This is a genomic window from Pseudoalteromonas thalassia, assembly GCF_049257215.1.
In the GTDB taxonomy this organism is placed as follows: Bacteria; Pseudomonadota; Gammaproteobacteria; order Enterobacterales; family Alteromonadaceae; genus Pseudoalteromonas; species Pseudoalteromonas lipolytica_C.
The window spans coordinates 1-23,792 of sequence record NZ_JBMMUE010000024.1; the positions used below are offsets into that span (position 1 = coordinate 1).

21 protein-coding genes and 4 tRNA genes are annotated in these 23,792 nt (G+C 41.5%); 10 read left to right on the forward strand and 15 right to left on the reverse strand.

The features are described from left to right. The 8 genes from AAEU31_RS19575 to murB all read right to left on the reverse strand — a co-directional run. Nucleotides 1-123, reverse strand: a 123-nt coding sequence (locus tag AAEU31_RS19575; RefSeq protein WP_249929207.1) for a GTP-binding protein, incomplete at its 3' end; no start/stop codon positions are given. Nucleotides 124-259: 136 nt separating this feature from the next. Continuing rightward, a tRNA-Thr gene (locus AAEU31_RS19580) sits at nt 260-335 on the reverse strand. 13 nt (nt 336-348) lie between these two features. Further along, nucleotides 349-423 (reverse strand) — tRNA-Gly (locus AAEU31_RS19585). Nucleotides 424-467: 44 nt separating this feature from the next. After that, nucleotides 468-552: transfer RNA gene (locus tag AAEU31_RS19590), tRNA-Tyr, on the reverse strand. Nucleotides 553-592: 40 nt separating this feature from the next. Next, nucleotides 593-668 (reverse strand) — tRNA-Thr (locus tag AAEU31_RS19595). A 117-nt stretch (nt 669-785) separates the two neighbouring features. Continuing rightward, nucleotides 786-1,484, reverse strand: a complete 699-nt coding sequence (locus AAEU31_RS19600; protein WP_199527228.1) for a type III pantothenate kinase — start codon at nt 1,482-1,484, stop codon at nt 786-788. Beyond that, a complete protein-coding gene (birA, locus tag AAEU31_RS19605; RefSeq protein WP_138558424.1) occupies nt 1,481-2,473 on the reverse strand; it encodes a bifunctional biotin--[acetyl-CoA-carboxylase] ligase/biotin operon repressor BirA in 993 nt (330 codons plus the stop codon). Before birA ends, AAEU31_RS19600 begins: the two co-directional genes overlap by 4 nt. Further along, nucleotides 2,470-3,480, reverse strand: coding sequence for a UDP-N-acetylmuramate dehydrogenase (gene murB / locus AAEU31_RS19610; RefSeq protein ID WP_253039071.1), 1,011 nt, complete (start codon nt 3,478-3,480; stop codon nt 2,470-2,472). The genes birA and murB overlap by 4 nt, the downstream gene beginning before the upstream one ends. Nucleotides 3,481-3,625: 145 nt before the next feature. Between murB and AAEU31_RS19615 the strand changes: the two genes are divergently transcribed. After that, nucleotides 3,626-5,470, forward strand: a complete 1,845-nt coding sequence (locus AAEU31_RS19615; RefSeq protein ID WP_421968079.1) for a M1 family metallopeptidase — start codon at nt 3,626-3,628, stop codon at nt 5,468-5,470. A gap of 53 nt (nt 5,471-5,523) precedes the next feature. On the opposite strand, the gene AAEU31_RS19620 is transcribed toward AAEU31_RS19615, so the two are convergent. Then, the gene (locus tag AAEU31_RS19620) at nt 5,524-6,147 is read right to left on the reverse strand and encodes a DUF2057 domain-containing protein (protein ID WP_421968080.1); all 624 of its coding nucleotides are present in this window, start codon (nt 6,145-6,147) and stop codon (nt 5,524-5,526) included. Nucleotides 6,148-6,252: 105 nt separating this feature from the next. Between AAEU31_RS19620 and AAEU31_RS19625 the strand changes: the two genes are divergently transcribed. From AAEU31_RS19625 to AAEU31_RS19635, 3 genes are all read left to right on the forward strand, one after another. Further along, entirely contained in the window at nt 6,253-6,624 is a 372-nt protein-coding gene (locus AAEU31_RS19625) for a histidine triad nucleotide-binding protein (RefSeq protein ID WP_135922951.1), read from the forward strand. 230 nt (nt 6,625-6,854) lie between these two features. Next, nucleotides 6,855-7,511 carry a helix-turn-helix transcriptional regulator gene (locus AAEU31_RS19630; RefSeq protein WP_135922952.1) on the forward strand — a complete coding sequence of 219 codons (657 nt, stop codon included), beginning with the start codon at nt 6,855-6,857 and terminating at the stop codon, nt 7,509-7,511. A 153-nt stretch (nt 7,512-7,664) separates the two neighbouring features. Then, complete coding sequence (locus AAEU31_RS19635; RefSeq protein ID WP_421968081.1) at nt 7,665-9,821, forward strand: ATP-binding protein; 2,157 nt, start codon at nt 7,665-7,667, stop codon at nt 9,819-9,821. 93 nt (nt 9,822-9,914) lie between these two features. Here AAEU31_RS19635 and AAEU31_RS19640 read toward each other — a convergent pair whose 3' ends face one another. The 3 genes from AAEU31_RS19640 to AAEU31_RS19650 all read right to left on the reverse strand — a co-directional run bounded on the left by AAEU31_RS19640 (nt 9,915) and on the right by AAEU31_RS19650 (nt 13,299). Continuing rightward, entirely contained in the window at nt 9,915-11,330 is a 1,416-nt protein-coding gene (locus tag AAEU31_RS19640; RefSeq protein ID WP_421968082.1) for a mannose-1-phosphate guanylyltransferase/mannose-6-phosphate isomerase, read from the reverse strand. A 65-nt stretch (nt 11,331-11,395) separates the two neighbouring features. Then, entirely contained in the window at nt 11,396-12,169 is a 774-nt protein-coding gene (locus AAEU31_RS19645; RefSeq protein ID WP_421968083.1) for an amidohydrolase, read from the reverse strand. After that, a complete protein-coding gene (locus tag AAEU31_RS19650) occupies nt 12,157-13,299 on the reverse strand; it encodes a methionine aminotransferase (RefSeq protein ID WP_421968084.1) in 1,143 nt (380 codons plus the stop codon). Before AAEU31_RS19650 ends, AAEU31_RS19645 begins: the two co-directional genes overlap by 13 nt. A 99-nt stretch (nt 13,300-13,398) precedes the next feature. Between AAEU31_RS19650 and AAEU31_RS19655 the strand changes: the two genes are divergently transcribed. From AAEU31_RS19655 to AAEU31_RS19675, 5 genes are all read left to right on the forward strand, one after another. Then, nucleotides 13,399-14,028, forward strand: coding sequence for a methylthioribulose 1-phosphate dehydratase (locus AAEU31_RS19655; protein ID WP_421968085.1), 630 nt, complete (start codon nt 13,399-13,401; stop codon nt 14,026-14,028). After that, nucleotides 14,025-14,711: an acireductone synthase gene (mtnC, locus tag AAEU31_RS19660; protein ID WP_199527219.1), complete on the forward strand. Its 687-nt coding sequence runs from the start codon at nt 14,025-14,027 to the stop codon at nt 14,709-14,711. The genes AAEU31_RS19655 and mtnC overlap by 4 nt, the downstream gene beginning before the upstream one ends. Then, nucleotides 14,708-15,250 carry a 1,2-dihydroxy-3-keto-5-methylthiopentene dioxygenase gene (locus AAEU31_RS19665; protein WP_135922959.1) on the forward strand — a complete coding sequence of 181 codons (543 nt, stop codon included), beginning with the start codon at nt 14,708-14,710 and terminating at the stop codon, nt 15,248-15,250. Before mtnC ends, AAEU31_RS19665 begins: the two co-directional genes overlap by 4 nt. Nucleotide 15,251: 1 nt before the next feature. Further along, nucleotides 15,252-15,593 carry a gamma-glutamylcyclotransferase family protein gene (locus tag AAEU31_RS19670; RefSeq protein WP_135922960.1) on the forward strand — a complete coding sequence of 114 codons (342 nt, stop codon included), beginning with the start codon at nt 15,252-15,254 and terminating at the stop codon, nt 15,591-15,593. Nucleotides 15,594-15,688: 95 nt separating this feature from the next. Continuing rightward, on the forward strand, nt 15,689-17,836 hold the full coding sequence (locus AAEU31_RS19675) for a winged helix-turn-helix domain-containing protein (protein WP_421968086.1): 2,148 nt from the start codon (nt 15,689-15,691) through the stop codon (nt 17,834-17,836). Nucleotides 17,837-17,841: 5 nt separating this feature from the next. Here the strand turns inward: AAEU31_RS19675 and mtnA are convergent, their stop codons facing one another. Continuing rightward, on the reverse strand, nt 17,842-18,867 hold the full coding sequence (gene mtnA / locus AAEU31_RS19680) for an S-methyl-5-thioribose-1-phosphate isomerase (protein ID WP_138558433.1): 1,026 nt from the start codon (nt 18,865-18,867) through the stop codon (nt 17,842-17,844). Nucleotides 18,868-19,012: 145 nt separating this feature from the next. Between mtnA and mtnK the strand changes: the two genes are divergently transcribed. Further along, nucleotides 19,013-20,230: an S-methyl-5-thioribose kinase gene (gene mtnK, locus AAEU31_RS19685; RefSeq protein ID WP_421968087.1), complete on the forward strand. Its 1,218-nt coding sequence runs from the start codon at nt 19,013-19,015 to the stop codon at nt 20,228-20,230. A gap of 33 nt (nt 20,231-20,263) precedes the next feature. Here mtnK and AAEU31_RS19690 read toward each other — a convergent pair whose 3' ends face one another. Further along, on the reverse strand, nt 20,264-21,745 hold the full coding sequence (locus AAEU31_RS19690) for an FMN-binding glutamate synthase family protein (protein WP_421968088.1): 1,482 nt from the start codon (nt 21,743-21,745) through the stop codon (nt 20,264-20,266). Nucleotides 21,746-21,855: 110 nt separating this feature from the next. Next, complete coding sequence (locus tag AAEU31_RS19695) at nt 21,856-23,634, reverse strand: DUF885 domain-containing protein (RefSeq protein ID WP_421968089.1); 1,779 nt, start codon at nt 23,632-23,634, stop codon at nt 21,856-21,858. Nucleotides 23,635-23,792 lie beyond the last annotated feature (158 nt).

Genomic DNA, 23,792 nt, shown 5'->3' on the forward strand with positions numbered 1-23,792 from the left:
ACCGTATACTTTTGCAAGTACGTTAGTGATTGCTGCTGTTAGAGTTGTTTTACCGTGGTCAACGTGGCCGATTGTACCAACGTTTACGTGCGGTTTTACGCGTTCAAACTTTTCTTTTGCCATGACGGAACCTATCAGTTTTGTGTATCTAGATTACATATGAAAATAATCCACCGAGGGTAGATTAATTTAATTTTTTCAAATTTCAAATAGTTTTTTCTGACAGATAAAGGAAGAAATTAAGATGAGTTCTCGATACTGGTGCTGATAGGCAGATTTGAACTGCCGACCTCACCCTTACCAAGGGTGCGCTCTACCAACTGAGCTATATCAGCAACACCAGAAGTCTGGAGCGGGCAGCGGGAATCGAACCCGCATCATCAGCTTGGAAGGCTGAGGTAATAGCCATTATACGATGCCCGCATAGGAACCTGTTCTTAAACTACCTCTAACCGTCAAGAATAAAGTGGTGGAGGGAGCTGGATTCGAACCAGCGAAGGCTGAGCCGTCAGATTTACAGTCTGATCCCTTTGGCCGCTCGGGAACCCCTCCACGAAAATTCTTTACTAAGTCACTTCCGGTAAAAGGAAAGTGGTGCCGACTATCCGAGTTGAACGGATGACCTACTGATTACAAGTCAGTTGCTCTACCAACTGAGCTAAGTCGGCACTGCTTTAGTACGGGGCGAGATTCTAAGGTAAGGTTTATTGTGATGCAACAATAAAATCAAAAAAAATGTGATTTTATGTGTTAAACGCTCACTATTCAGGCAAATATAGGCTTTTTTACTGTTTTAGTGTTAATTCTAACCAGTAATTCAGTCCTTTGAAAACAAGCTGACTGTCAAACTCACTCTCAGCGAACTGTTCGGCCAACAACTTTCCATAGCCACCAGCGAATAATAAACAGCTATTTTCGTTATTAAGATGACGCTTAGCTTGCTCAATTGCCCCTACAGTCGCAACAAGTGCACCGTTTTTTAAACCATTAGGGGTATTTCGACCTAACTCTGCAGCAAATGGAGTTTGCCCATCATCGAACACTTTTTGCGTATTTTGCGTTAATGAGGTTGTCATTAAATCAAGCCCAGGCAAAATCCACCCGCCAAGGTGTTCTCCTTCGCTGTTTAATACATCAATCGTTGTTGCGGTGCCAGCATCGACCACAATACAGTGTTGCTTTGGCAGCTCCACATATGCAGCAATTAGTGCAAGCCAACGATCAATACCTAAATTGGTAAAGTGCTCGTAGGCACATTTTAAATTCTCAAGTTTAGCGCTTACTTTTGCCTCGTACACGGTAACTTTATGTTGCTCGGCTAACTTAATGAGAGGAGCAAGCAACTCGGTGCTGCCTACACAAGCAAACACCATGTCATTAATTTGCGGCCAAGGCAGCGCATTCAGTTCACATTGTTTGTAACAGCCCTGATTATATAAAACAGCTTTAATAGCAGTATTACCTACATCAACTAACAGTCTCATTTATCTGCCTTACGCAATGAAATCTCACCACCATAATAACTTTTTACCTCTCCGTCTTGGCGAATGCGGATACCACCTTGGCTATCAATCCCTTCACAAATTCCTCGCCAGCTACGATGTCCTGTATTTAGCTCGACACACTCTTTAGCAAATGCATTTAAGCTATTCCATTGTATGTACATCTCGTTTAGCCCTGACTGCTGGTACTGCGCTAATCGCTGTTCTAAACAAATACACAAATAAGCAGCGAGTTTATTCTTATCTAACTGTTGAACATGCTGACTCAGGTCGGTCCACGCTTGGTCAATGTGTTGGCTGACACTTTCGGGCATATGTAGATTTATGCCAATACCGATCACTAATTGACAGGGCCCTTGTGGTTGCCCATCAAGTTCAACGAGAACACCCGCCAGTTTTTCTCTGTTTATATAAATATCGTTTGGCCACTTAAGCTCAACATCAATTTGATACAAAGCTTTTAAGGCATCATATACAGCTAGCCCTACTGCAATCGACACTCCCATCGCCGCCTGTAAGCCATCATCCAAGCGCCAGAAGTAACTAAAGTATAAATTAGCGCCAAATGGTGATTGCCATACTCGGCCGCGACGGCCTTTTCCTGCTTGCTGCATTTCCGCAACCAGTACAGTGCCAGATGTTAACGGAACGTCACTTTGTAGACGGCGCATTAATTCACTATTGGTTGAATCAATAATTGGCTGCACCTCAACGTTAGCTGTGTTACCACCAAGTTTTTTATACTGCTCAGTAATCGCTTGTTGATTTAGAAACCCTGCATTATTGTTCAGGCAATACCCTTTACCCGTTACTTTAAAGATATCTAGGCCCATTTCCTGCAAAGAATGAATATGTTTACCAACAGCAGCACGGCTAATACCTAATTGTTCTCCTAATTGCTGGCCAGAAACAAAACCACCTTGATTGAGCGCTTGCAAAATAGCTAATTTATTACCATCTGGTGCTTTCATGATGAAGCTCCCAATTCAATGTGACACTCACGATCGGCATCAATCAGTCGCACCTCATGTTGTAGCGCAATTTTGTAATTTTGCCAGACTTGTTGCTGAACATGTTTCACCATAGCAATTAAATCATCCCCAGTGCTATTGCCGTGATTCACGAGCACTAACGCTTGCTGCTGATGAACTTCAATTCCTGCAACTTGATAGCCTTTTAACCCAGCATGTTCAATCAACCACCCTGCGGCAACCTTATGATGTTCAGCATCAACATAGTAATGAGGTAGCTCAGGGTACTGTTTTAGAAGTAACGCAAGTTGTTCATTAGAGATCACAGGGTTTTTAAAAAAACTTCCCGCATTAGCAAGTTCACTTGGGTTTGGTAGTTTGCTGTTTCTAGTTGTGATGATTTGTTCAAACACCTGCTGTGGCGAAGGAGTTGTAAGCTGTTGCAATGGCCCATAACTGAGCACTGGTTGCCACTTTTTAGGGAGCAGTAACCCGACTTGAGTGATCACCGCTTTATTTTTAAGTGCATGTTTAAAGATAGAGTCACGATAGCCAAATTGGCATTCGTCTTTTGTTAAACGGTTTATCGTTTTGGTAGCAATATCAAAGTACTCAACATAACTAACAAACTTTTCGAGCTCCACACCATAAGCACCAATATTTTGCACTGGCGCAGCTCCAACGGTACCGGGGATTAAAGCAAGGTTTTCAAGCCCTGGCATGTCATTGGCAATGGTCATAGCGACTAATTGATGCCAATTTTCTCCGGCCGCTATATGCAATAAAAAGCCATCACTTTGCTGCTCTATATTTATGCCCTTCGTGTTCATGTGAACGACAGAACCTTGGTAGTCAGATAAAAACACTGTATTACTGCCTTCACCTAAAATACAAAAGGGAGACGAAAAGTCTGTGCTTAAAAGCTGATTCACTTCATCAATTTGATAAAAATGCTGGCATTGGCTTGGCAAAGAAAAGGTATGAAAAGATTGCAGGGACTGAGCCACAAAACGCCTCAAAGGTTACCGGTAACTAATCGCATTAGTGTAACCTATCGTCGCAAAATACGCATTAGATTGTAAAAATCACTCAACCCACTGCACTAATCATGTTATAAAACGGGCTCTTTTTCATTTGTGTTCCAGGGTTATTATGAAGTTTAAACCATTACTTTTAAGTCTTGCTATGGCCGGTGCTTGCTCTCAAGCAACTGCAGATGCAATCAGCCAGCACACTTACGCAAACTTAGATGACGTAACAACCACTCACCTACTACTAGATTTAGATGTTGATTTTGATGACAAACAACTAGAGGGTTTTGTTGAGCATACGCTAGATTGGCACAATGCGAACAGCAAAACACTTATACTTGATACTCGCGATTTAGATATCGACAAAGTAATGTATCAAGATAAAAAAGGCAGCTGGCACAAAGCTGACTTCACCCTTGCTGCACGTGATGACGTGAAGGGCTCAAAATTAACAATTAAATTTAAAAGCCAAGCGGTTAAAGCACGTATCTACTACAACAGCCGCCCAGAAGCTTCAGGTTTACAGTGGTTAACACCAGAGCAAACAGCCAGTAAGTCACACCCATTTATGTACAGCCAATCACAAGCAATTCATGCTCGTAGTTGGATCCCTGTACAAGATACGCCTGCAATGCGCGTAACTTACTCTGCACGTATTCACACTCCTAAAGACATTCGTGCAGTTATGAGTGCTGACAATAAAGATGCGCTTTATAAAGACGGCGACTACTTATTCGATATGCCACAACCCATTTCGCCATACTTAATCGCAATTGGTGCGGGTAATTTAGAATTTAAAGCCATGTCTAAGCAAACCGGTATTTTTGCTGAGCCAACAATTTTAGATGCGTCGGTTGCAGAGTTTAACGACACACAAGCGATGATCGACAAAACTAACGCAATGTATGGCGAATACGCATGGGGTCGTTACGATTTATTAATGCTGCCACCAAGCTTCCCATTCGGTGGTATGGAAAACCCACGCTTGTCATTCATCACACCAACGGTTGTTGCTGGTGATAAAAGCTTAGTAAACCTTATTGCTCACGAGCTTGCTCACTCTTGGTCTGGTAACTTAGTGACTAATGCAACGTGGGAAGATTTATGGCTAAACGAAGGCTTCACGTCTTACGTTGAAAACCGCATCATGGAAGAAGTGTTTGGCCGTGACCGTGCAGTGATGGAACAAGCCCTTGATGCAGCAGGCTTACGTGCATTACTTAAAACGCTACCAGCACCAGATACGCGCCTTAACTTAAAACTAGATGGCCGCGATCCTGATGATGCATTTAGCTCAGTACCTTACACTAAAGGTCAACTTTTCTTAATCTATCTAGAAAACAAATATGGTCGTGACAAGTTTGACCCATTTGTAAAAGGTTACTTTGATCAATTTGCGTTTAAGTCTCTTACAACCGCTCAATTTGTTACTTACTTAAAAGCAAACCTGATCGACAAATACCCAGGCGTGGTCAGCATGGATAAAGTTAATGAGTGGATTTTTGAGCCAGGCTTACCAAGCGACGCACCAAATCCAACCTCTGATGCTTTCGATAAAGTTGATGCAGTGACCAAAACATGGTTAAACGGTGAGATTAGTGCAGCTCAATTACCAACAGCAGATTGGTCTGTTCATGAGTGGCTACACTTTTTAAATAATCTACCTCGCGATTTAAGCATTGAAAAAATGACTGAGCTTGATAAGCAATTCAACTTAACACAGTCAACTAATGCTGAGCGCGCTTTCGCATGGTTTATGCTAGCGGTAGGTAATGGTTATCAACCAATTTACCCTGCTCTTGATAAGCACCTCTCTGGCATCGGTCGCCGTAAATTAATTGTGCCACTATATAAAGCTCTTATTAAGAACGGTAAAAAAGACTGGGCGCATGATGTGTACTTAAAAGCACGTCCGGGTTACCACCCTCTTGCACAAGGTACAGTTGACGACTTATTTGCAAAGTAAGTCACTAAACCCAAAAAAGGCGCTGATATCAGCGCCTTTTTTAATAATTAGATTTAGTTGCTTACCTTTTGTAAGAATGCCCGACGCTCTTCAGGGCTCGCTTGTTGCCACCAAAACTCTAGCATTGCCGCTGCATTTGGCATATTTTTTAATCCAGCCTGCCCACCTGGTACTTTTGCAGGTAAGGTAACTGGCACTGCTGTCGCAGGCTTACTACTTGAACTTGCAACAGGCGCTGTCGCAACAGCTTGCGCTGACGTTGGCTGTGCTCGATAACTAGCAATTGATAACGGCATCGCAAGCTCACTGCCTTTCGCTTTTAGGCTCACTTGAGGTGACTCAGCAAACACCTGCGCTGCTACAGCATTACTGGCGCGATTAAATACAACATCATAGTCTTTGCCATTTTCAACCGTCACTTCAACCCAAAAAGGCTCTGACTCTACAACCTGATGGTCGTCATAACCTTGCTCATATAGATCTGTGTATTTCATTTTCAGCTGATAGGTACCTGGGGCAAGCTCAACATCATCAACACGGCTAAAAAATGATTGCTCAATAAGGCGATCTCCCACTTGTAACGGTACAAGCTCTTCTGGAAAGTGAATAGTCTCGGCTACACTGCTAACACTATTCAATAGCATTAACACACTACTCAGTAATACTAACTTACGCATGTTCACTCCTTGGTTGTTCAACTTGTGGCAGTTTCAGTTTGACACTGCAAATAAAGTTTGTCATTAGTGGGCGGTCATTTAACCACATTTATAAGAGAGCTAAGTATGAGCCAAGAGACTATTTTTACAAAGATTATTAATCGCGAGATCCCTGCCGATATTGTCTATGAAGACGAGTTATCACTGGCTTTTAAAGACATTAATCCACAAGCACCCTTTCATGTATTGATCATTCCCAAAACACCAATTGCGACTGTTAATGACGTTACAGAAGAAAATGCCCACTTGGTTGGTCACTTGTATGTCGTTGCTGCAAAACTAGCTAAGCAATTTGGTTTTAGTGAGGATGGCTTTCGTGTTGTGATGAATTGTAACGAACATGGCGGGCAAACGGTGTACCATATACACCTACACATGTTAGCGGGCAAACCAATGGGTTGGCCTCCTTACCAAGATAAGATGAAAGAAAGCATCTAGCACTTTAATATGTAAATAACTGTAAAAAGTAGTACAAACATATTAATTTGGACTATACTATATATATATCAGTTAGTTAACACGTTGCATTAAGTTAACTAACTGTATTATTTGACACAAAATAGACACAAACTGCACTTTTCCTGCACAACTCTCAGAAATTTCTAATACGAAAGGGGTGGATTGCGTGGTAGGATGAAACTGTCAACTTTATTCAAGAGTGTATATATATGAGTAGTTCAGCCTTTTTATTATTAGATCCAGAACCGGTTAACACAATTGGTGTTAATGTATTAGAACCACTTTTAAAAACACAGGGGCTAGACGTCACATCTGGTACTGATATTTCTGAAGTACCTGAAGGCACACGCTTGTTATTCATTGAAACATCAAGCACTGATCCATGGGGTAAGCTTAAAGAGCAACTCGTTCATCTGCGCATGAAATGCGATATCGTATTATTCAATTTAGATGAAAACCCTGAATTAGCTAACCGTGCTCTATTAAGTGGTATCCGTGGTGTTTTTTACACAACAGACAATGCTGATGTGTTAATGAAAGGCATTCGTTTGTTGCTGGAAGATCAATTATGGTATCGCCGCGAAATCATGTGTAATGCATTAAATCGCATGCTGCAGTTTAATAAAGATGCCTTACATAAACTGACAGATGGCGACATCGAGCCGGTTAAACTTACTAAACGTGAAAAAGCAATTATTTCACTAATGAGTAAAGGTTCGAAAAATAAAGAGATTGCTGAAGACTTAAGCATCAGCCCACACACAGTAAAAACTCACTTGTACAGTGCATTCAGAAAAACCAAATGCCGTAACCGTATCGAGTTATTGTCATGGGCACAGCAAAATATTCCTGACGAGATCCGTTAAATCCAATACGCTTCGTCAAGTATTATTGCCAATTGCTACAATACACCCTACTAAGTTAAACAGACGCTACTAGCGTCTGTTTTTGTATCTTGTAGTTGATATACATGGCAATAGACCTTATTCTCAAGCTGACTGCAGACTGCCGGAAAAATAATGCTAGATTCAGCTACTTTATATTATGTAAGCGCCGCTATGATGGCGGTAATGACGTTACTGAACTATTTAACCTGGCGAACAAATAATAATACCCCAGGTACACTTCTTTATATTTTCTACCCTCTAGTCATGTTTGCATCAGTAATGAGTTTTGCATTACATGGTCATATTAATAATGTAGCCAGTATATCGATTGCCAACTCACTACTTTTTTGTGCCTCAATCATTCATGTTCTTGCCGTTTGCCAATTTTTCAATGCTAAGTGTGCCGGTTTCAAAGCTTTTGTCGGTATAACTGCAGCATTTGCGCTACTTATGATCTACCTCTCTACTGACAATTCAGAGTTAAGAAGTCGCATTTTAGTTTCTGATTTACAGCATGTTATCGAAGCGCTGTTCTTATTGGCACTGTTCATTCGCAATGGCCGTAAAAACTACCCTAATGGCAGCATTGTCTATATTTTAATACTCAGCATTATTCTTGCTATTTTTACTGGCCGCACTTTATTAATGGGCGATATTGCTAAAGCAGACTTATTATCGGCAAACTGGTTTAGTATTACCCTATTCATTAACGGCGTTATCGCACCCATGTTTTATGCCACGGGTATGGCATTATTATGTAATGAACGCCGAGAACAGAATTTAAATCAACTCACTGAAAAAGCACAAAAAGACCTTGAAATTCGCGGCTTATTTTTGTCAACAATTAGCCATGAAATTCGCACCCCCCTAAATGGTATTTTAGGGAGCGCACAACTTATCATGAACCAATCAAGTGATCCTCGCGATAAACCTTACTGTGAAGCGATTATCAACTCTGCAGAATCTCTCAATTTACTGGTTGATAAAGTCCTTGATTATGCAAGTCTAGATCAGCGTGATGAAGCGCTTTATGAAGAAGATGTTGAGTTTAAAACTTGGTTAAACAATTTATGCTTACTGCTAAGCCCACTTGCAGAACAAAAACATTTAAAGTTTGAGCTTATTTACGATTTACCTGCTCAAGCATGTTACTACTGCGACCAGCAAAAACTAAGACAAGTTATTATTAACTTAGTGGGTAATGCGATTAAATTTACAGACCACGGCGCAGTAAAAATACATGTAACGTTACTTAAAGAAAGACAATTAGATCATCTTGTTCGCATCAGTGTTATCGACTCAGGTCCGGGTATCGAAGACGAAGAAATTATCTTTCTCACAGAACCCTATGTACAAAGCAGTGCAGGTAAAGAAAAAGGCGGCACGGGACTTGGTTTGGCAATAACAAGCCGATTACTCGAAAAACTTGGAAGTAAACTTAATATAACCAGTGAGCTAAATAAAGGCAGTACTTTTAGTTTCGATATTTCACTTGCGATTGGTGAGTTAAGTCTTGTTGAACAACGCCACCAATCAAAAGACTATGTCACTGGGCTCGACGTTTTATTGGTAGAAGATCTCGATCTAAACCAAAAAATTGCTATCGAATTTATGGCCGATGACGAGCACAAAATTAAGCTCGCAAAAGATGGCAAAAGTGCTATAGAGTTAATGCAAAAGCACCACTTTGACGTAGTGTTACTTGATATGAATTTACCTGATCTCAGTGGGCAGGATGTATTAAAAAAACTCAAAACTGTTGACCACTTAAATCAACGAACACCGGTGCTTGCCTTTACAGCAAGCCTTAGCCCCGATGAAATAAAAGAATACTTGGCGCTGGGAATTAAAGATATTGTCGGAAAACCAATAAAGCAACAAAAGCTACGCCAAGCACTTAGCGATTCGCAAACGAACCAGGCTGCTAGCATAGCTGTCGAGCTGCGCGACACTTTGTACGATGAAACGGCTGCAGCGACACTTGTAAGCTCATTTAATGAAGATGAAGTATCATCAATCTATAACGAATTTGTTTTATCAGCTCGTAACAAGTTGATTCGCTGTCAACAACTTGTAGAAGATGATAAAGAACAGTGCATCAAACTTCTCCACCGCCAAGCCAGTACCGCTTTGCAATTAGGCTTTAACCGTTACGGCTTAGAGCTTAAAAAAATAGAGCGTAAGTTACTCGACAACAAACCTCTTAAAGACTCACTTACAGATACACTTGTGCTGTGGCAAGACAGCCTTCAAGCCTACTTAAAACATGTAAGAAGTGAATTAACTTAGGGAAAGCGGAAGCGTTAAAACCTAACCAATAAAAGTTTAAGCCGGCTGTTCTCAATAAAGAAACAACCGGCTCAATTTAGTTAAAACTTATAGCTAGTCCCTACCATACCTATCATCAAATCGCTCGATGTCGCTTTCATCAAGTATTGCACCGGTTTGTACTTCAATAACGATCAGAGGTGTGGCTTGTTGATTAGCGAGGCTATGTAATTGTTTAGCCGCAATATAACAAGATTGATCGGCTGTTAGCTCAAACTCGTCATCACCTACTCGCACACTTGCCACTCCAGATACGACAACCCAATGCTCTGCACGGTGCTGATGGCGTTGAGTTGAGAGTTTTGCACCGCTGTTGACGATTATTTTCTTTACCTTAAAGCCAGTACTTTCAATTAAAGTTCGATAGTTGCCCCAAGGTCTGAATACCGCTTGATGGTGAGTCAATTTGTCATTATCAATAACAGCAAGCTGCTTAAGTAAATCAGGAAGCTTATCGAGCGCACTTTTATCTGCCACTAAAGTGGCATCATGAGTATGAATAATTGCTTGATTACTCACGCCGAGCGCCGCAATAGTGTGGTCGGGTTCGCTGATGAGTAGATTATTTTCGCTATCTAAACTCACGCCTTGCGAGGCTAAATAGTTACCATGACAGTCTTTTTCAGCGATTTTAGAGAGTGCTGAAAAGCTGCCAACATCGCTCCAATTTAAATCAACAGGAATAACAGCAACGTTAGCGCTACGCTCCAAAATAGCATAATCAATGGAATCACTTGGGCATGCTGAGAGCGCATCCGCAACAGGCCGTTGAAAACCTAAATCTGCAGTAAAGCTTGCCGCCTTTGCGACACTGTCAGCAATCTTTGGCGCAAAACGATTAAGTTCGCTTAAATACACATCCGGCAAAAATAAGAACATGCCGCTATTCCAGCCATATTCACCACTGGCAAGGTATTTCTCGGCTAATTGCCGGGCTGGTTTTTCTTTAAATTCAGCCACCTTAAAGCAGCCTTCATGGGCTAACTGCTCACCTTGGCGAATATAACCATAACCAGTATGTGGCTCAGTGGGTGTAATGGCAAAGGTCACTAACTGTTGTTGCTGGCAAAGCGCTATAGCATTATCTAAGCATGCAATAAGCTTATCAAAATCACTTATGTGGTGATCAGCAGGCATGACTAGTAAGGGATCCGTTAGGCCATTTTGCAACGCAAATTCAGCTGCTAAGGCAATCGCTGGCGCGGTATTTTTACCTTCAGGCTCCAGCAGTAGAGTATAGCTATCTGTGATTTCTGCAATTTGCGCTTTAGTAATAAAACGGTGCTCTTCATTGCATACTAAAATCGGCGCATTAAATCGTGAGTCAGCCACTCGTAACAACGTGCTCTGTAACAGTGATTTTTCGCTAAGCAAAGACAAAAATTGCTTAGGCATCGCTTTACGTGACAACGGCCATAAACGAGAACCTATGCCACCAGCAAGAATAACGGGGGTGATTTTGCGACTCATGATTGCTTAAAGTAAATAATCCAACCATGAGTTTAACAAATTTTTGAGTAGGCTTCTTCGAGCAATTACAGTAACTGAAATTGATCAGCGTCTAAATGAGCAGGAAAAGCCATTCTAAAGTCATCTAAAGGTGATTTTTCTAAGCGCTTAATAATGATACCCGATTGGTTATCTTCAAGCGCAGCCAAAGTATCACCTTTAAAATCATATACAGCAGTGCCTCCGCTGTGGGCAACATCATTACCATCAGCGCCAATGCGGTTTACGCCTGCGACATAACAGAGGTTTTCCATTGCGCGTGCTTTTAACAGGGTATCCCACACATTGCGACGAGCAGCGGGCCAATTAGCTACGTTTATCATCACATCATAGTCGTTGCAATTACGCTGAAATACAGGAAAGCGAAGGTCGTAACACACTTGCGGTAAAATGCGAAAATCATTAATAGTGAATATCTCGCGCAGTGTACCTGCTGCAACAAAATTGCCTTCATTACCTAAACAGAATAAATGGCGTTTGTCGTAATATTTTACTTCGCCGTTTGGCCAAGCCCAATAAAAGCGATTGGCCTTTTTATCACCTTTTGCGACTAAAACAGAGCCTGCAACCACAGCATTTTTTTGCTTAGCTGTAGCTTTTAACCAGCTAAGTACCTCGCCTTGCTCAGGCTCACTGCAATCTAGATTAATCGCAAAACCAGTAGCAAATGTTTCTGGCAAGACAATTAAATCAACTTGCTCGTTTAAACTGTCAAGCTGCTCAGTAAAGTGCGCAAGATTAGCGTTTTTATCAAGCCAGTGCAGTGAGGACTGCACTAAAGCTAAGGTTAAAGTTGACATAAAATCTCCGCGGCGCGTTTTAATGTGTCATCATTTTTTGCAAAACATAAACGAATCACTTTGTCACTGCTTACGCTGTTGTAAAACACACTAAGCGGCACAGCTGCAACACCTGCTTGCTCTACCAGCCAATGGCAAAACTCAACATCATCAAGATCAGATACATCACTATAATCGAGCAATAAGAAGTAGGTGCCTTCACTTGGTAATATTTTAAAGCGACTGTGTGCTAGTGCTTCGCTAAGTAAATCGCGTTTTTGTTGATAAAAAAGGTTCAGTTCATCAACATGCTCAGGCTCTAACTCAAGCATATCGGCAAGTGCATGTTGGGCAGGCGTAAAGCTTGAAAAAGTCACGTATTGGTGAATTTTACGAAACTCCACCATTAGCTGAGCAGGCGCAACACAGTAACCCATCTTCCAGCCAGTGCTGTGAAAGGTTTTGCCAAAGCTTGAGATCACAAAACTGCGTGCAAATAACTCAGGGTCGGTCAGCGCACTTAAATGCAAAGCACCATCAAAGGTAATGTGCTCATACACTTCATCGCTGATTACATATAAATCATGCTTAGCAACAAGCGCTTTAAGGGCGTTAATATCTTCTGTTTTAAAGATTTTCCCGCTTGGGTTATGTGGCGTATTGATGATGATGACACGCGTTTTGTCTGTAATGACATCGGCTACGGCTTGCCAATCAATTTTGTAATCTGGCGCATGCAAGGCAACGTGAACTGAGCGACCACCGGCAAGTTCGATTGCTGGCTGGTACGAATCATAAGCGGGGTCAAACACCACAACTTCGTCACCCTCTTTGACAAGTGCTTGAATCGCCACGAACAATGCCTCTGTTGCTCCTGAGGTGACGGTAACTTGTTGCTCATAATTTATGTTGTTATGGTATTTTCTAGCAATCAGTGCGGCTATTTGCTGCTGCAGCCTTGCAACACCACTTGAAGGTGCATATTGATTTACCCCCTCAAGTACATAATGATTAAGCTGTTTTTTTAGCAATTCAGGTGCATCAAACTCAGGAAAACCCTGAGATAAGTTAAGCGCTTGGTACTTATTTGCCAGAGCGGTCATTTGACTAAAAATGCTGGTGCCTAAATTCGGCAATTTACTTTCAAACACAGAGGTTCCTTAAAGATGGTTTTGCGCCCGAAGCGATGCTATCATTGCTTAAAACAGATGTATAGCCGTCTAAATAATTTTTAGAATGTCGAGGAATATATGCATAACAATACCGCTATTTCAAAACTAATTGAAGCCGGTAAATGGGTAAGTCAACGCGGTTGGGTCCCTGCTACTGGTGGTAACTTTTCAGCCCGCACAGCAAGTGGCTATGTTGTCACAGCAAGTGGCTTCGATAAAGGCCAACTCGGCACTCATGCGTTTATTGAATTTGATCATGAAGGTAATCGCACTAAGGGCTCAGGTAATCCTTCAGCCGAAACCGAGCTGCATCTAAATATGTATAAGCTGATCCCATCAGCAAACTATGTCTTACACACTCATTCGGTAGCGGCAACCGTGTTATCTCGTGTTATTAAAGGCCATACTATCAACTTACACGGCTACGAAATGCAAAAGTCTTTAAGTGGTGTTAAATCGCATTTAGATACGCTAAGTATTCCTATTTTTGATAACGACCAAGACATCGACCGTTTAAGTTTACTTGTCAGTGATCATCACCTTCACACCCCTATTGAGCATGCCGTATTAATCCGCGGCCACGGTTTATACGTGGTTGGTCGCGATATCAAAGAAGTACTGCGTCATTTAGAAGGCTTAGAGTTTTTGTTTAGCTGTGAACTTGAGCGCTTAAAACTAGAAGGTATTCAAGCTGGAGTTCAGCCATGATCAAAGCGATTTTAACCGATATTGAAGGCACAATTACCCGCATTTCTTTTGTCAAAGACGTCTTATTCCCTTACGCTGCAGGGCAATTACCCGAGTTTGTAAAGTCACATCAAACAGACCCAGAAGTTGCAGCCCAAATTGATGCTGTTAAAGCACATATTGAACAACCAGAAGCCGATATTGACACGGTTATTAAGCATTTAATTCATTGGATAGAAACGGACCAAAAAATTACTCCACTTAAGCAATTGCAAGGATTAATTTGGCAAACTGGCTACGAAAATGGTGATTTTACTGGCCACCTTTACCCTGATGCTTATGACTTTTTACAAGCCCAAAAACAAGCGGGCAAAAGTCTCTATGTGTACTCATCTGGCTCAGTAAAAGCCCAACACCTGATTTTTGAGTTTTCTGATTATGGTGATGTGAGACCTTTATTCAGTGGTTACTTCGATACTAAAGTAGGCGCAAAACAACAGCAAAGCTCTTATGAGAATATTATTGCTGAACTGCCTTTTGACGCTGAAGAGGTGCTATTTTTAAGCGATGTTGAAGCAGAGCTTGATGCTGCAAAAGCGGCAGGTCTGCGAACGCTTCACCTTATTCGAGATGGCCAAGAAGCAAGTGATATCCACCCATATATTAACGATTTCACAGCATTCAGCGCGGAGCTTTTAGTATGAGTCAATTAACTATTTTTAATGATACAAACGCAGATAACATACTGTTTCATAGTGAAGATTTAAGCGCTATTGCTAGAGAGCTTAATGCGGTTGGCGTTCGCTTTGAGCAATGGCAAGCAACGGCACAGATTGATCAAGACACCAGTCATGACGCTATTTTAACTGCCTATGCTAACGATATAGAACGCCTTAAGGCTGAGGGTGGCTATCAAACAGTGGATGTTATTTCGCTTGCAAAAGGTAACCCAAATGCCAGCGAATTACGCAGCAAGTTCTTATTTGAACATACTCATAGTGAAGATGAAGTGCGCTTTTTTGTGAAAGGCCAAGGTTTATTTTGCCTACACTTGGGCGATAAAGTGTATCAAGTTCTTTGCCAACAAGGCGACCTGATTTCAGTACCTGAGCTTACACCACATTGGTTTGATATGGGCAGTGATCCTGAATTCACAGCAATTCGCTTATTCAATAATACCGAAGGCTGGGTCGCGCAAAGTACTGAGTCTGATATTGCTAACAACTTTCCCCTTTTGGATTAATATGGAAAAGCTATTTTCGTACGGTACCTTGCAGTACCCACAAGTTCAGTTAGATACCTTTGGGCGTTTGCTCGAAGGTCAACCAGCCACGCTGACAGGGTATGTAGTTGGCGAAGTAGAGATCACCGACGAGGCCGTACTTAAAAGCAGTGGGCAACGTTTTCATCCTGCATTATTAAAAACAGGTAATGAAAGCGATTCTGTGAGCGGCACAATCTACTTAATTACAGAGCAAGAGCTTGCACAAGCAGATAAATACGAAGTGGACGACTATCAACGCATTGCAGAAAAATTCCTCTGCCATACTAATGCGTGGGTATATGTTGCAAAAAATAGTCTTTAATTTACAAAAATAAAACAAAAAAAACCAATTACAGTACAACTTCTGTTATTATCGACCCCATTAATAAGTACTAATTATTTGCTAAAGGACTAAAAATGGGGTCGGCACTTTCACCCTTACGCGATAATGTTATTTTTGTTGGCGAATGGCAACTTAATATAAAACAGCAAACTATCAGTGACGGTGTTCACACCCGCGAATTAGAACCTTTGCTTTTTAAATTGCTCTGCTTTTTTATTGAAAATAACGAGCGAATAATTACTCGCCAAGAACTGGTTGAAAATATTTGGCAACAAAGTTTTGTTGATGACAATGCTATAAACCGAGCTATCTCTGAACTAAGAAAAGTACTCAAATCAGAGAAACAGCCAGGTCAAACCATTAAAACCCATTATCGTAAAGGCTACAGCTTATTCATTGCAGTGCGACCTCTTGAGCAGGCACCTATTGCTGAACCAGTAGTAGTGGCAAATGAAGAAACAAAACCTCACCTAAACACTAACACCATCAGCGAGAAAAACACTCACTCATCGCGCTGGCCATGGCCTTTTGTTGCCTTAGTATTAAGTTTATTGATTGCTGCTACCTGGTTGTATATACAACAGCCCCAAGCCAATGTCGAAGCCCAAGAGCAAGCACCATTTTTAGATCTTCAAGCCGAAACCATTACTTGGCATAAAGGCACGCACTATCGGTTATTGCTAAGCCAAGACAAAACGAAACTGGCTTACATACTGCAAAATGATAAGAAACACCTTTATGTTGTCGACTTAACAACTAAACGAGAGTACCAGATTGCATCAGGGGAGCTATTTTTACAAGGTTGGTCTGAAGACGGTGAACGCTTATTTTATGGTTCATGTGAAGGGGATGATTACAACGATTGTATTACTTGGCAAGCGAGTAACCTGCTATCTAACGAAGCGCTAATAAAGCCTCGAACAAATCAATCTGTACTAAACCGCACCCCAAGCCAATACATGGAAGTCGGCAATGTGGCAATTACAAGGCGTAATAATTACCGTGGTTTAACTCACCTATATGCTTTGTATGCACAAGATTTAAAAACAGGTGAAGAGATTCGCATTACCTCACCTAATATTACAGGCACGGGGGACTTTATATTAACGACGATTCAAAACCCTAGCCGCATTATTTTTGAACGCCATAATGTTGCCCAAGCAGAAATTTACATGGCTAATTTAGACGGCAGCTCACTAAAGCTATTAACAACTAACAATTACCGCTCTTGGGCTGCGACTTACGATGAGCAAAGCAACTCGCTTGTTTGGTATAACCGCGGTAAATTGACGATTGAATCATTTTCGTTTGATACCATGAGCCGTGGGCAACCTATTAAAGCCCCTGTAAAACGAGCCAATTACGCTTACCCTCTTAATAAACATAGCGTGCTAATTAGCACAGATATACACGACAGTGATGCAGCTTTATTTGACTTAAAATCAAAACAAATGAGCTATATTGCGACTGCAAATAAGCATGAGGATGACTTAGTTGCATTAACTAATAATGATGTGTATTTCGCGGATTTTGAATACTACAAACGCCAACACTGGCTTCGAAAAGACAACCAATATATCGATATAACCGATAAGCTTGGTGAAGATACTGCGATTATTGCTGCAAATAGTAGCAGTAGTAAACTTGTGAGCTTTAATAAAACCAATCAGCAATTAACGCTACTAAATGCGAATGATTTTTCAGAAATTAAGCATTGGACGCTACCAGGGAACACTAAACTGGCAGCTGTCAGAGGTAATAAGATTGCCGTTATTTATACCGAGCTTAGTAGCCTGCAAAACCAAATAATGATTTTGCATACTAACAGCGATGAAGTTGTCAAAAGCACCCTCGACACCCCTTTGGCAATTGCTTGGTATGACGAAACTCAGCTAATAGTGCATTCTAAATATGAAAAATACCTGCTTTTAGATAGTGACAGCAATACTTACAGTGAACTAACAACGCCAGATAAGTTAACCGAGCTGAAGCCTTCAATTATCTCAATGACAAGCAACCAACACAGCTTGTATATTGCCACGGAAACTGAAGTATATAGCATTAAATTAGCAAACCTGCAGGATGTCGAATTAGCTCTGCAAATGCAGCCTTTGCACTTTATTAGCCAGCTCAATGCAAGTAATGACAAGCTCGCAATTTCATTCTTAACAGCAAACAGTCAAAATAGCATTGAGCTTTACACAGAAAAAAGCGCTGAATAAATCCGCTATTTTAACTGCTTTAAAATACCTTGCTCGATATCTGCTTGGTTATAAACCCCGGTATCGAGCACCCAACCTGTTACTAAGTTAGCAGGTGTTACATCAAACGCTGGGTTATAAACCTGTGCATTAGTCGGTGCCCACATTGCTTCACCAAAACTACCACTAACACCGCGCACTTCATTTACACTACGCTGCTCAATTTCAATGTCATTACCACATGTCGTTTGCGTATCAAGCGTAGTCAATGGCGCAACAACATAAAATGGAATGTTATGAAAATGCGCTAATACAGCAAGATTATAAGTGCCCACTTTGTTAGCAAAATCACCGTTTGCAGCAATGCGATCAGCGCCTACAAAAATCTTATCAACCTTACCTGCCGCCATTAAGCTAGCTGCCATGTTATCGCAAATCAAAGTATAAGGAATTTGCCAACGCTCAAGTTCAAAGGCAGTTAAACGCCCACCTTGCAGTAATGGTCTAGTCTCATCAACCCAAACATGAATATCACCATAGCGTTGCTGCGCTTTATAAATCACTCCTAATGCAGTACCCACACCTGCTGTTGCTAATGCGCCAGTATTGCAATGAGTTAAAATATTGTCGCCTTTGGCCACCAAAGCCGCCCCACGTTCAGCCATACTATCGCAAAGTGCAATATCTTCTTTAAACAACTGCTCAGCGGTAGAGACAACAGCAGCAACAAAGTCGCTCTCAGTCAACGCTTCGCGTAACTTGGCCATACAGTGCATTAGATTAACAGCTGTTGGACGGGTTGCTTCTAGCTCATCTATGGCGATAGCGAGTGAGGCTTGGCTCATGCCCTGCTCTGCTAAATGTGCAACGAGTAAACTAGCGCCTAAACCTATTAACGGTGCACCACGAATTTTCAGTGTCAAAATTAAATCTTTCATCGTTTCAACATCATTGCACACATGCCAATGCTGTTGATGTGGCAACAAATACTGGTCAAGTACAGTTAGCGTACCTTGCTGATATTTAATACTACTCGCGATGAGATCTTGCATACTGAATCCGAATAAATAATGAAAAACTAATTTTATTGAATGGTTATTTTACATCAGTTTTGACAACTAACAAGCTAGATGTATGGACATCTAAATGGTTACAAGTATAGAATGCTTAAAGTTTATTGTTTTATGAGATAGAGCCATGGCTGATTACACCGCCTTCACTTCAGAGCATGCTGTTGATTACATTAAAGAACTTGTTAAAAGTGAACTGATTTCAGTTTTCCCTGCTGATGCAATACTGACTGCATACGAGTTTGGAGACGGAAACTTAAACCTGGTTTTTCGTGTAACGGATCAACACAATAATAGTGTTATTTTAAAACAAGCCCTTCCCTATGCTCGTTGCGTAGGCGAATCATGGCCATTATCACTTGATCGCGCACGCATAGAAGCTGATGTGCTCATTAATCACGGTGCCTTATGCCCAGAACATACTGTCGCTATTTTGCACCATAATGCAGAACTTGCCTTAACAGTGCTAGAAGATTTAGGGCATTTGCAGATTTTACGAGGCGCGCAAATCAACGCAGAGCAATTTCCGCTACTGGCAAGTCATGTCGCACTGTATTTGAGTCGTACTGGTTTTTATAACTCAGACTTCTATTTATCTGCTGAAGATAAAAAAGCCAAAGTGAGTCAGTTTATCAACCCTGATTTATGTAAGATCACTGAAGATTTATTCTTTACTGACCCATACATTGAGCATGAGCGTAATAATTTCCCTGCTGAGCTTAATGAGCACGTCGAAAGCATTCGCAATAATGACGCTTTAAAACTAGCCGCAGCCAAATTAAAAGCTAAATTCTTATCTTGTCCGCAAACTTTATTACACGGTGATATGCATAGCGGCAGTATTTTTGTCGATACAAACACCACCAAAATGATCGACCCAGAGTTCGGATTTTTTGGCCCTGTTGGTTTCGATATCGGCTCTTTTATGGGCAATTTATTGCTTAATTACTGCGCGCAAAATGGCCGTATTACAAATCAGGCAGCACGCCGTCAATATCAAACCCACCTTCTAACTTGCTTGCAGGATTGTTACAGCCAATTTGAACAACATTGGCTAACCCTAGCAAGTAACGAAGCAACAGATATTAGCTTTGCAAACCGCGCTTTTACGGAAGATTATTTACAACAAGTATTACACGATGCGATTGGTTACTGTGGCGCTGAGCTTATTCGCCGCACCATAGGTTTAGCCCATGTTGCCGATATCGATGGCATTGACGATGTAGGCGCTCGCCTTGCTGCGCAACAACAAACGCTGGTACTCGGTGAGCAATTAATGCTTAACGCGACAAGCTGCAAGAATAAAGATGAGTTTTTCTCTTTACTGGTTAGCTTGCTAAACTAAAAACAAAGGCGCTAAACGCGCCTTTCTAAAACTTTACTGATAATGCTCGTACATTTTATCGAGCGGCTCAGACAAGCCATTTTCTTGCACTACGCGCACATGATGACGAGCCAATTCTCTGGCACTGGATACACCACATGAATGGGCAATCAAACCTGCCCCATAATGAATATATTTATTATAGTTAGCAACACGCTGAGCCTTGTCTGTTACATCTAAACCTCGTTGTAAGCGCTCATTGTGGGTCGTAATACCTGTAGGGCAAGTATCTTTATTACATTGTAGAGCTTGAATACAGCCAAGCGAGAACATGTGACCACGAGCCGAAACAATAAAGTCAGCACCCAGCGCTAATGCCCAAGCAACTTTTGATGGCACAATTAACTTACCCGATGCGATAACCTTTACACGCTCTCTTAGACCATGTTTTTTCAAAAGGTCTACAACAAGAGGTAAGCTTTCACGCAGCGGTAAACCGACAGAGTCCATTAACGGCTGAGGCGCTGCGCCCGTTCCACCGTCGGCACTATCGATCGTGATAAAATCAGGCGCTGATTCAATGCCTCGATTATTAATTTCACTGAACAAGGTTTCAAGCCAAGTGTATTCACCAATCACTGCTTTAAAACCTGTTGGTTTACCTGTTGTTTCTCGAACTGTCGAAATCATATCGAGTAAGTGGGCTGGTTCTTTTATTTCTGGATGGCCATTAGGGCTAATCGAGTCATGCCCTTCGGGGATCCCCCGAATTTTGGCGATTTCAGCGGTTACTTTGCGCCCAGGCAACATACCGCCTTTGCCCGGTTTTGCGCCTTGGCTCATTTTAATTTCGAACATCTTAACTTGTTCATGCTCGGCAATTGCTTTTAGTTTTTCTAAACTTAGCTTACCTTGCTCATCACGCACACCATATTTTGCTGTACCTATCTGAAATACAATATCACCCCCCCCTTCGAGATGATAAGGACTCAGTCCACCTTCCCCCGTATTCATCCAACAACCGGCTAATTTTGCACCTCGTGATAAAGCACGCACAGCGGGTTTTGATAAAGCGCCAAAACTCATGCCCGAAATATTGAATAATGCATTGGTAGAATAGGGCTTCTCACAGTATGGACCTAAGGTGACATAACTTGGCTCTAACGCCTCTTCATCCAGTTTTGGGAAGGCGCAGTTCATAAACATCACAGTCCCTGTGGCTTCTAGGCTTTGTGTTGAACCAAACGCAGTAGTGCGATCAACATTTTTTGCTGCGCGATAAACCCAGCTTCGCTCTGCGCGGTTAAATGGTAACTCTTCCCTATCCATAGCAAAGAAGTACTGACGAAAGAATTCACCTTGGCGTTCAAAGAAATAGCGAAAACGTCCTATCACCGGGTAATTACGGCGAATCGCCTGCTTAGATTGCGTCACATCACTAATGTAAAAGCACACAATCACCAGTAATCCGATCCCTAGTGCAAAAATAAATAAACTGGCAAATACATCGATACTAAAAATTATAAAATCACTCATCCAAGGCCCCTTTGTGAAATGACATCTTTCAAAGCATATAAGGTGTTTATATTACGTGCAATAAACAAAAAAGGCGTGATGTAAATCACGCCTTTTCGTCTTTTATACCGCTATGCTGCTCGTTTGGCTAATTCAGCTTTAATGTAAAGTTGAATTTGCTCTTCAAGCACTGACATTGGCACTGAGCCATGTCGTAATATTTGATGGTGAAATTCACGAATATCAAAATCTTGACCAAGTGCTTGCTCAGCTTCGTGGCGTAAACGTTTAATGGTTAGCTCACCAATTTTGTATGACAACGCTTGTGCAGGCCATGAAATATAACGGTCAGTTTCGGTCTTCACGTTATGCAATGAAAGCGCGGTGTTTTCGCTCATAAACTGCATTGCGCGTTCGCGGCTCCAGCCATACATATGCATACCTGTATCAACCACTAAACGTGCTGCACGCCACATTTCATAAGTCAAACGACCAAAATCACTGTATGGGTCTTGATAAAAGCCCGCTTCGATACCTAAAAACTCCGAATATAGGCCCCAACCTTCACCAAATGCCGACAAATATGCATTACGGCGATAACTTGGTAATGACTCAAGCTCAGCATTAAGTGAAATTTGTAAATGATGCCCTGGTACAGCTTCGTGCAAAGTTAATGCTTCAAGTACATACAACGGGCGCTTATCTAACGCATAGGTATTAACCCAGTAGTAACCTGCTTGGTCATCACGACGAGACCCTGAGTAACGCCCCGTTGTATATTTTGGAGCTATGCTCGCTGGCACCGGTGCAACACCATACGGCATTCTCGGCAAGGTGTGGAACAACTTAGGTAACTGCGCATCCATTTTCTTGGCAATGTAAGACGCTTCTTTTAGTAGCTCTTCAGGTGTTTTTGCGTAAAATTGCGGATCAGTACGTAAAAAGTGGACAAAATCAGCAAACGAGCCTTCAAAGCCTACTTGCTCAATAATTTTTTCCATTTCTGCACGAATACGCGCGACTTCTTGTAAACCCAACTCATGAATTTCTTTTGGCGTCATATCTGTGGTGGTGTAGTACCTTGCGCGATTTTCGTAAAACGCTTTACCGTTTGGCGTACTTGAAATACCAATTTCTGTACGTGCACCCGGTTGATATTCATTATTAAAGAAGGTTAAGTAACCTTGATAAGCTGGAATAACCTGCTCTTTAATAATGGTTTGCGCTTGCTTTTGTAGAGCTGCAAATTCGCTATCGCTCAGGACCGCAGTGTTATTTAAAAATGGTTTGTAGAATTCAGACTTAGTAGCATCATCAACAATATAAGCCGTGATTGAGTCTTGATAGCCTTCTAACACAGCCTTAGGTTGGGTTAGCCCCACCTCAAGCCCTTTGCGCATCCAACCGATATTTTGTGAGAAATAGCGGGGAATTTGCTGCAATTTTGCAAGATATAGCTGGTAATCTTTTGCTTTTGTGTAATCTGAGCTGGAAATCATAAATGATAAGCTAGAGTGAAAACCGTACTCAGAAGTCAGCGGCATATAGTGCGCATTAAACACATATTCATCGACACTATTTTGCACTTGGCCACGCAAAATAGTCAGGTTAATGCGATTTTCTTCCGATAATTTATCACGGTCGATAGCGTCTAGCTCGGCAAGTAATTGAGTATTCTTTTTGTACTTTTTCTCTAAAAATTCAGCCGACAAGTTTTCCAGTAAATAACCGTCAACGCCATTTTCCTTTCCATAAGGGCTAATACTTTGACGATAGTTAACAATTTCTTCTGCAACTTGATTAAACTGCTGATCAGCGTCAATTTTGGTAACCTGACAGGCACTTAAAGTGCAAGCTAACGCAACAGCAATTAGCGATCGATTTACAGTTTGCGATAATGAGTGTTTCATAACTTTCTTATTCGTTTTGATCTGTGTAGCTAAATTAGCTCAGCTCAGATTAAAACCCAAGCAAATGCGACCAAGCTCAGATTAATTACGCTCAAATAAACGCCCAACTGACGCAACGAATGAACAAGCTTTAAACAATTTATGCTTATACATGGCAA

Coding starts and splice junctions, on each gene's coding strand:
- AAEU31_RS19600 (WP_199527228.1), bottom strand. CDS start 1,484: ATGAGACTGTTAGTTGATGTAGGTAATACTGCTATTAAAGCTGTTTTA.
- birA (WP_138558424.1), bottom strand. CDS start 2,473: ATGAAAGCACCAGATGGTAATAAATTAGCTATTTTGCAAGCGCTCAAT.
- AAEU31_RS19615 (WP_421968079.1), top strand. CDS start 3,626: ATGAAGTTTAAACCATTACTTTTAAGTCTTGCTATGGCCGGTGCTTGC.
- AAEU31_RS19620 (WP_421968080.1), bottom strand. CDS start 6,147: ATGCGTAAGTTAGTATTACTGAGTAGTGTGTTAATGCTATTGAATAGT.
- AAEU31_RS19625 (WP_135922951.1), top strand. CDS start 6,253: ATGAGCCAAGAGACTATTTTTACAAAGATTATTAATCGCGAGATCCCT.
- AAEU31_RS19630 (WP_135922952.1), top strand. CDS start 6,855: ATGAGTAGTTCAGCCTTTTTATTATTAGATCCAGAACCGGTTAACACA.
- AAEU31_RS19635 (WP_421968081.1), top strand. CDS start 7,665: ATGCTAGATTCAGCTACTTTATATTATGTAAGCGCCGCTATGATGGCG.
- AAEU31_RS19640 (WP_421968082.1), bottom strand. CDS start 11,330: ATGAGTCGCAAAATCACCCCCGTTATTCTTGCTGGTGGCATAGGTTCT.
- AAEU31_RS19645 (WP_421968083.1), bottom strand. CDS start 12,169: ATGTCAACTTTAACCTTAGCTTTAGTGCAGTCCTCACTGCACTGGCTT.
- AAEU31_RS19655 (WP_421968085.1), top strand. CDS start 13,399: ATGCATAACAATACCGCTATTTCAAAACTAATTGAAGCCGGTAAATGG.
- mtnC (WP_199527219.1), top strand. CDS start 14,025: ATGATCAAAGCGATTTTAACCGATATTGAAGGCACAATTACCCGCATT.
- AAEU31_RS19665 (WP_135922959.1), top strand. CDS start 14,708: ATGAGTCAATTAACTATTTTTAATGATACAAACGCAGATAACATACTG.
- AAEU31_RS19670 (WP_135922960.1), top strand. CDS start 15,252: ATGGAAAAGCTATTTTCGTACGGTACCTTGCAGTACCCACAAGTTCAG.
- AAEU31_RS19675 (WP_421968086.1), top strand. CDS start 15,689: ATGGGGTCGGCACTTTCACCCTTACGCGATAATGTTATTTTTGTTGGC.
- mtnA (WP_138558433.1), bottom strand. CDS start 18,867: ATGCAAGATCTCATCGCGAGTAGTATTAAATATCAGCAAGGTACGCTA.
- mtnK (WP_421968087.1), top strand. CDS start 19,013: ATGGCTGATTACACCGCCTTCACTTCAGAGCATGCTGTTGATTACATT.
- AAEU31_RS19690 (WP_421968088.1), bottom strand. CDS start 21,745: ATGAGTGATTTTATAATTTTTAGTATCGATGTATTTGCCAGTTTATTT.
- AAEU31_RS19695 (WP_421968089.1), bottom strand. CDS start 23,634: ATGAAACACTCATTATCGCAAACTGTAAATCGATCGCTAATTGCTGTT.